This is a genomic window from Chitinophaga qingshengii, assembly GCF_014529935.1.
In the GTDB taxonomy this organism is placed as follows: Bacteria; Bacteroidota; Bacteroidia; order Chitinophagales; family Chitinophagaceae; genus Chitinophaga; species Chitinophaga qingshengii.
This window is the reverse complement of record NZ_JACVFC010000006.1, coordinates 403,290-418,813: the sequence shown is the minus strand read 5'-3', so window position 1 is coordinate 418,813 and position 15,524 is coordinate 403,290. Positions and strand designations below refer to the sequence as shown.

8 protein-coding genes are annotated in these 15,524 nt (G+C 49.6%); 3 read left to right on the top strand and 5 right to left on the bottom strand.

The features are described from left to right. The first annotated feature begins 10 nt into the window (after window positions 1–10). The 3 genes from ICL07_RS31145 to ICL07_RS31135 are packed head-to-tail and all read left to right on the top strand — an operon-like array spanning window position 11 to window position 6,979. The gene (locus ICL07_RS31145; protein ID WP_188091959.1) at window positions 11–3,235 is read left to right on the top strand and encodes a SusC/RagA family TonB-linked outer membrane protein; all 3,225 of its coding nucleotides are present in this window, start codon (window positions 11–13) and stop codon (window positions 3,233–3,235) included. Window positions 3,236–3,265: 30 nt separating this feature from the next. Next, a complete protein-coding gene (locus ICL07_RS31140) occupies window positions 3,266–5,161 on the top strand; it encodes a RagB/SusD family nutrient uptake outer membrane protein (RefSeq protein ID WP_188091958.1) in 1,896 nt (631 codons plus the stop codon). A gap of 24 nt (window positions 5,162–5,185) precedes the next feature. Beyond that, window positions 5,186–6,979, top strand: coding sequence for a glycoside hydrolase family 88/105 protein (locus ICL07_RS31135; protein WP_188091957.1), 1,794 nt, complete (start codon window positions 5,186–5,188; stop codon window positions 6,977–6,979). 19 nt (window positions 6,980–6,998) lie between these two features. Here the strand turns inward: ICL07_RS31135 and ICL07_RS31130 are convergent, their stop codons facing one another. From ICL07_RS31130 to ICL07_RS31110, 5 genes are all read right to left on the bottom strand, one after another. Continuing rightward, window positions 6,999–8,315 (bottom strand): hypothetical protein, encoded by a 1,317-nt coding sequence (locus ICL07_RS31130; protein WP_188091956.1) that lies wholly within the window; start codon window positions 8,313–8,315, stop codon window positions 6,999–7,001. Window positions 8,316–8,456: 141 nt separating this feature from the next. Further along, window positions 8,457–9,809, bottom strand: coding sequence for an alkaline phosphatase family protein (locus ICL07_RS31125; RefSeq protein WP_188091955.1), 1,353 nt, complete (start codon window positions 9,807–9,809; stop codon window positions 8,457–8,459). Between the two features lie 10 nt (window positions 9,810–9,819). Next, complete coding sequence (locus tag ICL07_RS31120; RefSeq protein WP_188091954.1) at window positions 9,820–11,238, bottom strand: tetratricopeptide repeat protein; 1,419 nt, start codon at window positions 11,236–11,238, stop codon at window positions 9,820–9,822. Window positions 11,239–11,249: 11 nt separating this feature from the next. Next, complete coding sequence (locus tag ICL07_RS31115; RefSeq protein ID WP_223152153.1) at window positions 11,250–14,387, bottom strand: TonB-dependent receptor domain-containing protein; 3,138 nt, start codon at window positions 14,385–14,387, stop codon at window positions 11,250–11,252. A 162-nt stretch (window positions 14,388–14,549) separates the two neighbouring features. Further along, entirely contained in the window at window positions 14,550–15,512 is a 963-nt protein-coding gene (locus ICL07_RS31110) for a FecR family protein (protein WP_188091952.1), read from the bottom strand. Between the last annotated feature and the right edge of the window lie 12 nt (window positions 15,513–15,524).

The following is a 15,524-nucleotide window of genomic DNA, read 5'->3' as shown; positions in this document are numbered from 1 at the left end:
TTCTACGTGTATGAAAAAAATGAATTTGGGCTGTTTAAAACAGCTATCTCCCCCTTATGGAATTACATTTCCACGATTGAAAATGGTACTGGGTATTGTACTGCTGATGCTGACTTTGGCAGCGAGTGCCCAGGAGCCGCCCGCTATCATAAAAGGAGTGGTGATCTCTGAACAACAGGAACCTATACCAGGAGCCACCGTGATGGAAGCGGGCACCTCCAACGGAACAGCGACCGATGCCAACGGACAGTTTACCCTTAAACTCAGTAAGCTGCCGGCGACGCTGCTGGTCCGGAGTACCGGGTTTTCGGAGCATACCGTGAGTGTGGCCAGGCAAAATGCCGTTGTAAAGGTGATACTGAGTGCCGCTTCCAAACAACTGCAGGACGTTGTGGTAATTGGCTACGGTACCCAGAAAAAAGCCAATCTGATCGGCGCCGTTTCTTCCGTCAATACAAAAGACATCTCCAAAGCGGCTGTTACGGGTATAGGCAACCTCTTACAGGGGAGGGCGGCAGGTGTGCAGGTGACCAGCGCCAGCGGCGATCCACGGTCAACCGGCACTATTGTAATCCGGGGGGTGGGAAATATCCGCGGTATGTCGCCACTATACGTCATCGATGGGGTACCGGCCATTGGTAATACCGGCTTTAACATCAACCCAAGGGATATTGAAAACATCCAGGTGCTCCGGGATGCCTCTTCTGCTGCGATTTATGGCGCCAGGGCTGCCGGCGGGGTGATTCTGATCACTACTAAAAAAGGAGCCCGGAATGAGCGGATGAATGTGGATATCTCTGCGAACCAGGGTTTCAGCCAGGGGACTTTTTTACCCAAATTACTCGGTGTATCGGATTATAAAAAAGCCTGGGCTGCTATCCGTCCTACGGCCGATTGGGATGAATCGGTGAATACGGATTGGATGAAGTACCTGTACCGCACCGGTCGGGAACAGAACTATAACGTCTCCGTTAGCGGTGGCGGTGATAAACAAAACTATTATGTTTCTGCCGGATACCGGCGTGCAGACGGGATCGTGACCAACTCCTGGTCGGAGCGTTACAGTCTGCGTATCAACAGCGATTATGACCTGGGTAAAAGAGTAAAAGTAGGGGAGCGCCTGAATTTATACTCCTATTCAGATAACCCGCCGGTGATTTCCGGTAACCAGGTAGGGGCCTATGCGTTGCCTTTCAGATCAACACCCATGATGCGGCCTAAAAATGACGATGGCTCCTGGGGCGGCTTGCCGCCTACCAATAATTATAACGGCGGAAACTGGGCCACGTACGTGAATTCAATTGACCGCAGGTATAACTCACTGGAAGCGGAAGGTAACCTGTACCTGGATGTGGAGCCGGTAACGGGACTGCATATACGTGCTACCGGTGGAGGAAACTTCGTGACCGGCATGGGGCGTCAATTTGAAGGCAAATGGTATGTATCTGGTCAGTCCAATCAGCAGCAGGATAACCTCAGAAAACAAAGCAGTCTGCTGACAGCTTATGTGGGCAACATCGTGGCTTCCTACGATAAAAAGATAGGTGACCATGAATTTAAACTGTTAGCCGGTATGGAAGGCAGAAGGTCTTCGAGGGACAGCCTCGCCGGGTCAATTTATGCCATTAGTTCTGCCTATTCTATGCCGGCTATCCCGGATGCTTTTCCGGTAGGGTTTTCAGAGTCCTCTGCATTGAGCAATGTACCGGGTAATACCAGCGGCCGTTCGGCTGATATGGATTATGGCATCTCGCGTATGCTGAGTTATTTCGGCAGGGTTAACTATAGCTACAAGGATAGGTACCTGCTGGAAGCAAACCTTCGTCAGGATAGAAGTGACCGTTTTGGCCCGAAATACCGAACCGGTAATTTCCCGTCTGCCGCCCTTGGCTGGAGGATTTCAGAAGAAGGATTCCTGAAAAACAGGTTTAATGCCTTGTCTGATCTGAAGCTGCGGGTTTCCTATGGCAGCCTGGGTAACGACGGTGTAGGCAGCTATGTGTATATTCCATCTTTTGCCAACTACGATAAAACACAATTCAACGAATTGCCCGGAACCGGCGCCGTGAGCGGCTGGGGGATAGGCCGTGTGGCTAATGAAAGCATTCGTTGGGAAACCGTTACTACCTCCAATGTGGGTATAGATGTAGGGCTGTTGCATAATAAACTGAACCTGACGCTGGACTATTACATCCGCGATACCAGGGATATGCTGTACCAGCGAAGCCTCCCTCCCAGCGCAGGTATGGCTGCGGGACACTCTTCGGCAGACAGTTATGTGCTGGATATGAACTTAGGAAAGATGCGCAACAGAGGCCTGGAAGTGACGGTCAACTACCGGGAGCGTTTCGGTAAACTGGGTGTGGACCTTGGTTTTAACGCCGCTTTCAATCGTAATAAAATATTGTCTTTCGGCGGTGAAAGTCTGCCTATTGATGCCGGCTACGCCGGAGAATACCGCTCCGGCGCCGTTGCCCGTACCCAGCTGAACGCACCGATCTCCCAATTCTATGGATTCAAAACAAAAGGCATCATCCCTGATCAAAAAACGATGGATGAGCTGAATGCGAAAGCAAGAGCCTCCGGAGCACTGGCATGGTATCAGGATGGTTCCGGCCCCGGCGACCTCTGGTATGAAGACCTGAACGGCGACAACCAGATCAATGACCTGGATAAAACGATTATCGGTAACCCGCTGCCTAAAATGACGTATGGTTTTAATATCGGACTAACCTACGGCAGCTTCGACCTGGCCTGCTTCTTCAATGGCGTGTATGGGAACGATGTGTATAATGGAATGGACGGTTATTTCGCCAGTATCTACAGCGATTTTAATACAACAGACAAAGTATTCAACAGCTCTTTTATGTATGGCAACGGCCTGACCAGTCAACCCCGGTTTGGCTACTTAAAGAACAATGCATTTTTGTCTGATCCCAACGGCAACTACATGAGAATCTCTGACTATCATGTACAGAAAGGCTCTTTCCTGCGATTGCAAAATCTGCAGATTGGCTACAACCTGCCACAGCATTTGCTGAAGACGATCAAAGTAAGACAGCTCAGGGTTTATTACAGCGGACAGAATTTGTTTGTGATCAGTAAAGTAAGATACGCCGATCCTGAAGCCGGTTTTGCCGGACCTAACTCCAGCGCCCTTGCACAGGGAATCATTTCACCGGAAGTGTATCCGAGAACAAGAACACATTCCTTCGGCATCGAAATCGGATTCTAACACATTTTATCAGCAAAAAAACGATTATTCATGAAACGCAATATAATAAAACTCTTCTGCTGCCTGGGATTGAGCGTATTGTTCTGGGGATGTAAGAAAGACTTTGTAGATGAATCGAAACCCTACAATGTATTAAATCCCGATATTTTTCCGGAGAGTATGGCACAGGTAGATTATTTCCTGAATACACCCTATGCCAATATTCATAGTGTTGAGTTATTTGGTTTTACCGGATTGGGAAGGTTTATGTACAATATAGACCATACGGGCGACCTCGTATGGTTGGGCACCAATGAATGGAACGAATTACAGATGCTCCGGCCCAATTCTTCCAATACCTATTCCGGCGCTCAATGGCGCGGACTATACCGGGGCGTGCAACAAGCCCGGACATTTATTGACCAGATTGTACCCAACTTCAAACAGAAAAAAGGCAACACATTATCCGCCGCCGACACGCTGGCATTGCGGTATAAATTGGGCGAAGCCTACTACCTGCGTGCATGGCATTATTATTTCCTGATGAATTTATACGCGCAGGAAGTAGTGGTAAAAGGCAATGGCGATAATACCAACCCCGGGATCATTCTCTTTACCTCCGATGTGAAAATCGGTAGCCGCGAAGATGAGATGCGTCCACGCAGTACCGTAAAGGAATGCTGGGATTATATTATCACCGATCTGAAAACCGCCATGGCCTTGTTGAAAGATCCCACCACCGGCGCTAAGAAAACATGGGCCGGTGTGGATAAAGGCCGTATTGACTATTACGCTGCGGAGACCTTACTGGGCCGTACGCTGATGTATGAAGAGCGCTGGAGCGAAGCGCGGGATGCTTTCCTGGATGTAGTACAGTCTTCCGGTAAATCATTGATGAGTTTCCCGAATTATTACAATATGTGGAACGGTAACCCACAGTATGCCAATACAGAAATTAATAATACCGAGGCATTACACCAGATTACGATCGTCAGATCGGGTGATAATGCTATGGCGGGCCCTTCAACGGCTTCTGCTGTGAGCCTGATTTTTACGCCATACTATGATAATGGCGCCCCTGGCGGCGCAACACCGGGCTATGGTAATATGTACATGCACGACAGAAACCTGGGACGTTTTGGATTTCCGCAGAACTATTATCCTGTTATAAAAAATCTGGGTACGCCTGGCCGAACGGTAGAAACGTCTTACCTGGATTCCTGCCTGCATATGAAAAACGGAAAACGGTATGGGGTAGATCCGGACCCGCGTTTATGGGTATGTGGTTATCAGCCCTGGGTAGATTCTGTGATGAACAGCACCAGCAGAGTGCCGATACTACCTTATGGCAATGGCGCTGAAAGTGAATACCAACAAAATGCAAAGCAGGGCGGCGATATTATTAAACATGCCTGGAGCCTCCGCAAATTCAACCTGTATGATGTGCAGGCCAGCCAGAATCCCCGTATGCATGGCGCCGACTTTTACTTTACCCGCCTACCGGAAGTATACCTGAACCTGGCAGAGTGTTATTGGAAATTGAGTGGTAACGATAATGATGCACAGGCACTGGAATATATCAATAAGGTACACCGCAGGGCCTGGGAACTTTCTGATGGTACAAGCCAGACGGGCATTGACTATAACGTTATCGCATCCGGCACTAAAATCACTAAAGCGAACCTGCATCCCAATAGTACTGATCCCGGCTTCAGTGACCAGCTGGCCTTAAACGCATTGTATTATGAAACCTGGGCGGAAACCTTCGGTGAGTGCAAATGGTGGTTCAATGTGAGAAGATGGGGGCTTGGACTGAATGAGGCGAAAGTATATGAAAAAAGCAGGGCTGGCAGTATCACCTGGGGTTCTGATAATCAGTATGCGCTCCCGATTTTCCAGGCAGAATTAGACAGGAACGCCAGATGCGTTCAGAATAAAGGATACTAAGATTGGTCACACATAATTGTCATAATGAAGAAATGCATCCATACACTGTTGTTTGTTTTCCTGTTTATCACGAACAGCGTGGCACAGCGCCCGGTAGAAAAAATAAAAAAGATCGGGGATAAACTAATCAGGGAAACACCTTTTGCTTACCGGCTGACATTGCCGGCGCCTGGTCAGCGTTTCAACGGACTGTCATTTGTTGATTTTGGAAGAACATTCGGTACAGGGCGGCCCGCTGTCGCTTATGCCTATACGCAGTTGCAGGCTGCTTCGGATACACTTTTTGTCATCCAGATAGAACATAACGATGCCTGTAAGGTTTGGTGTAATGGCCAGCTCGTCTATGAGAAAAAAGGTGAAAAAAACATTGCTATCAAAAGAGACGAAAGAAGCATGGCGATGTCGGCTGCTTTTAAAGTGTCATTGAAAAAAGGAAGTAATGACATCCTGGTAAAGTCTGCCACGCAGGGAAAAGAATGGTGTGTGTTTTTGCAACCGCCCAGTGAAAATGACGCGGTGAATCAAACGCCCCGGGTTTATCCGGCTATCGGCTTAAAACAGGTGCCGCATATAGACGCCGGGGTGGCTGCGCTCAGTAACTGGCTGGTAGTAGGGCCTTTCGCGCCGGGAATAGATACGGAACGGGCGCCGGAAAGGGAGTTCCGCCTGGGTGCCATGTATCCCGGACTGACATCATCCGTTACCTGGACGGTCCCGAAAACGGAGGTACTGGGAGATGTGATTGGTGCTAAAGCCTGGGGCACTACCTACCAGTGGAACTACCACAACGGCGGCGTAGCCTGGGCCATGGCGCAGCTGGGGGAATTGACCGGGGAAGAAAAATACCATCAGTGGGCGGTGAACTTCTGCGATTTCCAGATGGAGGGGATGCCTTTTGTGGATTACCAGGTGAACGTGCTCCGGGCCTACAATTCAGCCAATGCCATGGTGATTGGTTCCCGGCTCCTGGATTTTACATTGGCGCCATCCTTACCGCTGATCTACCGGTTGCGTAAAGAGAATGGTTTTAAAAATGAATCCATTTATCAGTCTTATATCGATAAGATGATGGATTATGCCAGGGCAGGACAAATCAGAAGTCCGGGTTTTACCAATTATACCCGTACCACGCCGGAGGAGTATACTGTTTGGGTAGATGATATGTTTATGGGGATTCCGTTTTTAGTGCAGGCGGGTTTGTACACAACTGACCCCAGGCAACGGAAAATATTTTTCGACGATGCGGCCAGCCAGATACTGGATTTTTCCAAACATGTATGGGACCCGGCAGCACGACTGTTTATGCATGCCCGTTATTCCCGCCGTCCGGAGGTGAAACTACCGTACTGGTCGCGGGCCAATGGCTGGGCTATCTGGGCTATGACGGAAGTATTGATGGCTTTACCACAGGAGCACCCTAAATATAAAGCGGTGCTGCAGCTTTACCGTGAATTTGTCAATTCATTGATACGTTACCAAAGTCCGGAGGGTTTCTGGCATAATGTGATCAATAGAAACGATTCGCCGGTAGAAGTTTCCGGCACTGCCATCTTTACCATGGCGCTGGCCAGGGGCGTGCGGTTGGGCTGGCTGGACCGGAAGAAATTCACCCCCATTGTGGAAAGAGGATGGAAGGCTACGGCATCAGAGATTGACGACGATGGTACCGTACATAAGATATGCGTGGGTACCATGTGTTCTGAAGATGAGCAGTATTACATGACACGGCCTTTTTATGACGATGATACTCACGGTTCATTCGCCGTCATTTTCGCCGGTATGGAGGTGCAAAAAATGTTGGATCAGCAAAAAAAATAAAATGGGATGGGTAGGTGGTTTACTGCAGTATGTTATTAAAATGCTGCTCGTAAACGACCTGCCCGTCGGGCTTGTGCAGCTTTACATAATCTACCGCGCCACATCCTTTGAAACGTAAAATGATTTCATTCGCCGTTCCTATCGGCTGGGTATAATCGAGGTGATAAATTTCCTGTCCATCGAGATAAAAAGCAGATCTTTTATGTTGTACCCTGACAGCCATTACATGCCATGCGGAGGCATCAAAACTAAATTTACTCAGATTGTATTCATCTCCCTTAATGCTTTTTTCGCTGCTGATAAATTTAATATAGGCATAGCCGGCTTCGTTTAAGGCAAAGCCATGCCGGCCGGTATCCGACAGCAGGTACATCATCACATCGGAGCGGGGGATGGCGTGATCTATAGCAGCATTGCGTACTCTGGCTTCCAGCATAAAATTATCGCCGTCGACCAGGTTTTCCTGATAGTATACGTAACTCACGAAGAGGTGCCCCGGGCGGGCTTCCGCTACTACGCTGTCCAGGGGAAGGCTGGCATACCCGTCTTTGTTGTAGGCCTGACTGATAGGCAACGTTTTGAAAATACCTTTCCGTTCGTTACGGGTGTATACAGACCATCCGGGTTTACGGTTTTCTATGGTGATGGTTTTGATGGTATGACCTTTATACTGCAGGTGACAATAGCCGTCTCCCTCAAAAATATAAGTGGCATTTACCTGGCCGTTTGATTTGTTCAGGTGTTTTTCGGAAGTGTCGCCATTGGCTTCTTCATATACCAGCTTGATGTCTTTTAACAGGCTGGCGGGAATATCGTAGGAAAACGAGACGGTGAGCGGGTTAGCGCCTTTAGGATCAGAGGCGGAAAAATTGATTTTTGATAAAAGATGATCGGTGTAGAGATCTTTTATTTTTAAGATATATAGCAGATAACAGGAGACAATTACCAGCAGTGTTATCAGTATGTAGGTGAGGGTATGGCCGGATTTGGATTTTTTCAGCGGTTCAGTTGGTTTGTTTTCCGGCGCTTCGTTGTTGTTGTCGGTCGTACCTTCTTCTGTTTTGGTGTGTTTGGATACAAAATCCGTATAGCCGGTATATCCCAGGAAGCGGCATAATGCGTCTCTGGTGGCCAGTTGTGGATTGCCGGTCCGTTGCTGGAAAAATCTTTTAAGGGTGTTGGCATTCACCGTGATGTCTGTTGCTTCCTGGATCAGGTTTTCCAGTGTTTTAAATTGATCGAGGTCCCAGGATTCCGGTGGCCCCCAGGAAACAAAGCGCGTGGCATATTCGCTGATGATTTCCCTTGTATATCGTTTGTCCCTTATTTCATCCATAAGATGCCTGCAAGATAATTTTGGTCAATGAATTGTTTGGTTGAAATCAATGGGCATATTACAACAATTTTTTTCACCTGTGGGGAATTAATCGGTTTGCTTAAAATAAAAAAAGCGGGGTAGACACCCCGCTTTCATTTGTTACCGTTTAGTTGTATTCTTCATCACTCCGGGATACACGATCCCTTCTGCCTCTTTCAGTGGTATATCCAATAATTTCGCTACCAGTGGCGCTATATCTGTCAGTTCTATAACAGGAACGGTTATATTTTCTGCCAGGCCTGCGCCGTAGGCGATAAAGCCTGTTTGTATTTCTTTGAAATCAGGGTAATAGCCATGTGCGCCGCCGTTGGCTTTTTTGATAGCATCGCCTTCGCGGTTAGCGGAGAAGGAGATACCCTGCACCGCGGTGAGTGCCAGTACAGCGTCGGGATCGGCGCCGGTTTGGGCCAGGGCCGGTTGTTCTATCACGCGGAACTGTTTACGGACACCTTCCGGCAGTTCGTTCAGCATGGCTTTCACTTGTTGTAATGTTTTGGTATCGTTCTTATCCTTCAGTTTGAGGAAGGTAGAACCGCCACCGCTATGGAACAACGCTTTCCAGCTGCCGGGATTGGCTTTGGTGCCGGCCAGCCCTTTCTGTGCCAGCCATACGTTGGGCGCCAGGGAGGAGTGGATATCCACAAAACCGTGATCACCGGTGATGATAATAGCGGTGCTGTCGGCAATGCCCGCTTTTTCGATAGCTTCGAGAATGGTGCCAATACCATGATCGGCGGATGCTGCAGCCGTAGCTACAGCGTTACCTTCACGCCCTTCGCGGTGTTGTACCTCATCGGTGCAGGGCAGGTGAACGGTCAGCAGGTTGGGCTTATAGCGGCGTACCAGGTAGGCGGCCATGCGGCTGAGGGTTTCGTTCATGCCGAGGTAACGCAGGTTCAGATCGGTGGATTGTAATTCACCGGTGGCGTTACGCTGTACTTCCTCGAAGAGGCCTTTGGGCGTGGCTTGTTCGCTGGTAGGGGCTCTGCGGTCAGCGGGATTGCTGAGGGAGAACGTTTCCGGGATGTTGTAGGTCACCGGGGCGCCTACAGACACCGGCCAGGATACGGATGCGGTAATCAAACCGGCTTTACCGGCGGCGTCCCACAATGTTTCGGCTTTGATATGGCTGGTTTCTGAATACCAGCGGCCGCTGGCCCCTTCCGGTTCGAAAGGAGTGTTGTAAATAACGCCGTGTTTGGCCGGTTTAACGCCGGTGATCAACGTGGTATGGGATGGATAGGTGATTGTCGGGAAAACGCCTTTTACACCGGTAGCATGTACGCCTTTTTCCTTCAGCCGCTGCATGTTGGGCGCTGGCCAGGAACGATCGAGGTAAAAGTCGGGACGGAAGCCGTCGATGCTGATTAATACCACATATTTAGCCTGCTGGGCAATGGCAAAAGAAGAGGATAACAGCAACGTACAAACGGAGAATATGATTTTTTTCATGAGAATTGCTTTAGTTGATGAACGGGAAGATTTCTTTGGCATGTTTGTTTTTCACCAGTACGGCATTCATATCGTATTTCATGGTAACGATACCGTTGGCTTTGTCATAGGTGAAATCATCCATGCCACGACCCAGCGGAATGAAAGCGGGAAGCTGTGCTTTCAGGTGTTCCGGCTTTACATTCGGGTTGCTGAGCTGTTCTGTTTGTGATACGGGGAACTTGATACCCAGATCCGTCATGCGTCTGCCTTCTGCAATAAATATTTCCTGGCGCAGGCGGTAGAGGGTGTATAACAGCTGATCTTCCGTGATAGCGGCATCCAGGTCGTTGTTGGTGACCATAGTGCCTGATACCGTATATACTTTTACGTTACCTTTCTGGCGGTCCAGGACGTAGTTGTCCCTTGCGGCGTCGCTGGCATCAAATTTTACCTGTACGGCTGTTGTCGGATAGTCGTTACGGTTACCACCGTTACGGGTATCTTTTTTATCATCCAGCATCACAAACGGACGGTTGGCAACGATCGACAGCAGTTGTTTCAGCGTGTTACGCGCTTCAGCAGGATTGCCGGCGGCGATCTGCGTTTCGGCGAGGATGAGCCAGGCTTCTTCCGCTTTTACGATAGTCACCGGTTTTTGATCGTTGGCAGGCTGCCCGGTGTGGAAATATTTCGGGTCCAGGAAATCCAGTCTGGGCAAGGGTGCAAACTCATTGTAAGTAGAGGAGAAGAGATAGGTCTGCATATCGTTAGGCACATTGTTCACACCATCGTATTTCACCTGGCGGAGCAGGGTGTTGTTACTTTGGGCGGCAGCGGCGAATTTCGCGGCGTTGGCGGCATCTCCCAGCGCATAGTAGGCCCTGGATTTGAGCAGGGTAAAGGCGCTGATATCAGCCGCGTTTTTGGTGAGGGCGATGGCCTGGTCAAGCTGGCGGATGGCGATCTGTAAGTGTTCTGTGGGGCTGAGCACGGCGCCATTGGTACTACCGGGGAGGGCCACAAATAATTCACCGCTCAGGAGACTGGCAAAAGCGCTGCTGAAATATACTTCGGCTGAATCGGCGGCAGTAGCAGCCGGATCGGCCTTCAGTACCTTTTGCAGGCCGTAGTTGGCCATTTCCCGCAGCCGGTTTACATGTACCTGAAGATTGTTGACATCCACATCATAATAATCGATCTGCGGGATGTCAAAAACTTTACTGCTAAGGGTACGGTTATTATAGTAGTTGTCGGATACCAGTTCTGTGGATACCACTACCTGGTTCATGGTTAGTGCGAGCTGCTTACGTAAGCCGTTTACCCAGCTGCTGGCTGCATTGGAGTTTTCCAGGAAAACATCTTCGGTAACATTCGGATTTAATACAGAACAGCTGTTGATGGCGAGCATACCTGCAAGGAGCGTCGCGGTGATATATCTTTTTTTCATGAGTTGCTGGTTTAGAAGTTTAAACGTAAAGTGCCCAAGAACTGCCGTGGTGCGGAGTAGGTAGCATAGGAGATACCGCCGGTAGTGGCGCCACCCTGACCTTGTGCGCCGCCGCTGATGGTCGCTTCCGGATCAAAGGAAGAGGACGCGAAATTCAGTGGGTTTACTGCGGAGAAGCTGACAGTAGCCAGTTTGATCACTTTGTTAAACATGGCTGGTTTCCAGTTATAGCTGCAACCAATCAGGCGTATCTTGATAAAGTCTGTTTTTTCGGTGAACATATTGGTGAAGTTCAACCAGTTGGTACGTTTGTTTTTGTCGATTTCTCCCTGCGGAATGCCTTCGTTGCCGGCGCCGTAATAGAAACGGAACTGACGGTCGAATGAGTTGGCAAAGGCACCTTGCTGGTAATCGCCGTTGACGAAGATGCTGAGCTGTTTGTAACGCAGGTTCAGGCCCAGGCTGCCGAACAGGCCAGGCAGGGTGGTGCCCAGGTTCTGTTGCGGGGTGCTGGTTTTTAATACGCCATCCGGACCAAATTCACCACGGTATCCGCGCAGGAAGCCGATGGGATAACCTTCCTGTACGATAGTCTGGATGGTACGGGCGCTAAAGCCATTGATGTTAAAAGGTCCTGTGCCACCCGCGTTTTCCACATTGTTGTATACCGTGTTGGCAGAGGCATTCAGCCGGAGTGTCCAATCTTTGGTATCTACCGGGATAGCGGTGATGCTAAATTCCCAGCCACGGTTCAATATTTCGCCGACGTTGTACAACTGTGATTTTGCATAGCCGGAGGAAGGTACCGGTGGTACAAAAAAGAGAGCGCCTTTGGTCAGTGCGTGATAATAACCAGCGGAGATTAACAGGCGGTCTTTCAGGAAACCGAGGTCCACACCACCTTCCAGGGTATGTGTTTTTTCCGGTTTCAGATAGTCGTTGCCCGAGTTACCGAAAGCTGCTGCCTGATCGCTGCCATAGCCCTGGAAATCGATGGTTCTTTCGTTGGAGAAAGGAGTGGGCAGGTTACCGGCAATGCCGAAGCTGCCGCGTACTTTAGCGGAGGAAAGTACCTTTTCTACATTGGTAAACCAGGACTCAGCACTGGGTACATAGGAAACACCCACCTTCGGATAGTACTGGGTACCGATGTTACGGCCAAAAGCCGGGTTACGGTCGCCGCGCAGGCCGAGGTCAACGAACAGTTTGTTTTTAAACCCGATGTTTTCCTGCAGGTAAACGCCCATGTTTACCGTTTCAAAGTAGGCTTCGTCGCTGGTTTTCAGGGTGGCATCCTTGATGGTTCTGGCGCCATCACGGATATTGGTGCCGATGTAAGCGATCTGCTGGTCTTCGTTGCGGAAGAACTGCATGCCTGCGGTGGTGACAAAGGAGAAGTCGGTTGTTTTAAACTCGTGCTGCCCGTTCAGTTCCAGGGTAAGTCCCAGGTATTTACGGTCGGCGGAGTTGATGTTGCCCTGATCTTTTACAGGGTTGCCGGTGGTGAAGGACAGGTATTTGTTGGTAGTGATGACCTGGTTTTTCTGAACACGGTAATCGATACCGCCGGTTGCTTTAAATACCAGATTTTTGAACGGACGGTATTTAAACGACTGGGAAGTTTGAAAACGATTGACGGTGATATCGTTGTCCTGTAAGCGTTCTGCTTCGCGGACATAATCTTTCATCTTCTGGAATTCAGCATCAGAAAGATTGTCGATGTCGGGATTGAAGCGGGGACCGGTGATGGCAGAGGCGCCGCTTTCTGTAAACCATAATCCCGTATAGCCGCCCTGGTTACCATTGCGGTTACGTTTATACTGGTTGTTGATGAACGTAAAGGAACTCTCGTAAGTCACCTGTTCTCCGAGCGCGGCGCGGAAACCTGTGCTGAGGTCCACTTTGCGGTTGTTATTCTGATTAAATATTTCTGTTCCCCGGGAATTGAGATAGTTTGCGGAGAAGCTGTAGCCGAAGTTTTCCTGGCCGCCATTGAGACCGATATGATGTTTTTGGTGGAAGCCATTTTGCATCAACAGTTCTTTCGTGCGTTTAAAGTGCAGGAAGTCGGTTGTCGGTGTTTCAATACCCATCTGTGTTTCCGCATTGAGCGATACTTTGCCGGCGCCCCCTTTTTTAGTGAAGATCTGGATAACGCCGTTGGCTGCATCGGAGCCATAGAGGGTAGTAGCCGCGCCGCCGTTGATATACTCTATCTTTTCAATATTATCCATCGGGATATCGGAGATCGCGCTGATGGCCGCACCTTGTGCACTGCCACCACCCAGCGTGGCGGGGCTGTTGAGGTTGTCCATCCGAACACCATCTACATAAATGATAGGAGTAGCATTAATAAACGCCGAGTTGATACCCCTGGTGCGTATCAGCGTGGTAGCGCCAGCCTGACCGCCGGTCAGTTTGATTTGTGTATTCGGTAAACGGGATTGTAACAGCTGGTCGATACGACCTGCGGGCACGTCTTCTATTTCACGGGAGCCGATGCTGACAACATTGGACGACAGGCGGCGTTTGGCGATATCTATACCCTGACCGGTTACCACTACTTCATCGAGGCCCAGCCTGTCTTCTTCCAGCTGAATGTTTAAAGCGGTGCTGTTTTCTTTCTTCAGCACTATTTCTTTCTTTTTAAAACCGAGGAAGTATACATTCAAGGTCACCTCTTCTTTGCCCGCCGGAAACCCCAGGGAGAAACGCCCGTCCACGTCCGTTTGTGTGCCGAAGGAGCTGCCTTTGATACTCACGCTTACGCCGGGCAGAGCCTCCCTGGTTTTAGCGTCGGTAATGCGACCAGTGATTTTAGCGATTGGTTGCTGACCATGCTGCCGGATGAGCAGGTAGTTGTCGTTCACCTGTACCACATTCACCGGGAAGGAGCTTAACAATTCCTTTAGCACCGAAGCCACTGTTTTACCGGTAGCGGTATAGCTGATTTTGCTTTCGGCAGGGATGGCGCTGACATCATACCCAATAGTGAGCGACGATTGTTTTTCGATCATCTGCAGTACCTTTTTCATGGGTAATTCTTTCGCCTGGATGTTCACCCTGATCTTCTCCATTGACTGGCCTTCTATATGTGCTGCGGATGCCATGGAGGTGGAAAGGAATGCGAAAAAGAGTGCTAGTCTCATTTTTAAAGAAAAAAGAGTTTTGACCGGCTTGACGCAACCGGCGTAAAAATTTCTCATTTTTGTCATGTTTTTAATGTGAGTCGTTAAAAATGCTGTGCCCCTGTGGCGCAGGTCCTAACCGGAGGTGTTGGTAGCACTTCCGGTTATTTTTTTGATTACCGTTTAGTGTGCATAAGTTTTACTGTAAATAATAATTTGTTCACGGTTCTTTTTATAGGTGATACCGGTAAGACCGGTAAGTACATCGAGAATACTATGAATATCTTCCCGGCGGAAACGTATGTTGTAGTGTGCGGTATCCGCGGGGGTAGAGTACAGTTGTATTTTCACCGGATATTGCCGTTGTAGTTCGGCTACCATGGCGGTGAGCGTGTATCCGTTGAAGTCCAGTACGGCTTGTTGCCATTGTCCTATCTGCGCCGCATCTTCACGGCTTTTCAGCGCGAGTTTGTTCAGATGGTTGTATTGCAGTGTTTCGCTGGCTTCCAATACATACTGTGCACCTGATACATCCACCTGTACTTTACCGTTGGCGACGGCCACTTTTGTATTTTCTTCACCGGGATAGGCGTGAATGTTAAAAGCCGTGCCCAGTACGGTGGTGGTGAGTTGTCCGTGTTGCACCCGGAAAGGATGCGCAGGGTCGGGGTGTACGACAAAGAAAGCTTCTCCGTTCAGCATAACGGTCCTTTCCCGCCGGCCGAAGTCTGCGGCCACCTGCAGCGTACTGCCGGCATTGAGTGTAACGATGCTGCTATCGGGCAGGAGGATTTGTTTGGTGCTTCCATTGCCTGTTTGTACGATCATCGGCGCTGCCGGTTGCTGACGGGTGAGGTAATGCCATCCGCCCAGGCCGGCGGTGAGCAGTACCGCCGCTGCGGCGGCATAACGCCGCCATTTCCGGCGATATAACGGCATTACAGGCGTTGTAGCGTTGGTGACGTGCTGCAATATCGCTTGTTGTAATATCGCCCGTTCTTCGGCAGATAAAGGCGATTGCGCAGGGTTGTCCAGGGTACTGTACCAATACTCTACCTGCTCTTTTTCTTCCGGAGAGGCAGCGCCCTGCAGGTATCGTTTCAGCAGCGCTTTGGCGCCGCCGGGATGTTGTTGCGGATGATCCATACAAAGAGATAA